At 57.6% G+C, this 375-nt stretch carries 1 protein-coding gene; it reads left to right on the top strand.

The window, feature by feature from the left end; translation table 11 throughout:
- A partial coding sequence (locus AOA61_RS31270; protein ID WP_158234816.1) for a hypothetical protein occupies positions 1-375 on the top strand: 375 nt, incomplete at both ends.

Consider the following 375-nt stretch of genomic DNA (forward strand, 5'->3'; position numbering starts at 1 on the left):
AGCTTCGTAGCAACTGACGAAGAAACCCCGACGGCCAGCCTGAAAGTTGATTTCACCACCGGCACCAATACTCAGGGCTACTACACCCTGTCCGGTACCAACGTTGTGCTGACGCAGAAGGGCGCGGACTTCGTCAACGCCGGCAACCAGTTGCCGAAAATTGACCTGACCGTCACCGACGCCGACAACGCCACTTCGCACAGCGATGCTCAGCCGGTCGTTACTTTGGTCAACGACATCCCGGTCATCACCGTGGCCGCGACCACCATTGTTGAGAACAGCGCCAAAGTCGGCACTATCGCCGGTAGCTTCGTAGCCACTGATGAAGAAACCCCGACGGCCAGCCTGAAAGTTGATTTCACCACCGGCACCAAT

This window comes from Pseudomonas sp. 2995-1, assembly GCF_002742505.1.
GTDB lineage: Bacteria > Pseudomonadota > Gammaproteobacteria > Pseudomonadales > Pseudomonadaceae > Aquipseudomonas > Aquipseudomonas sivasensis.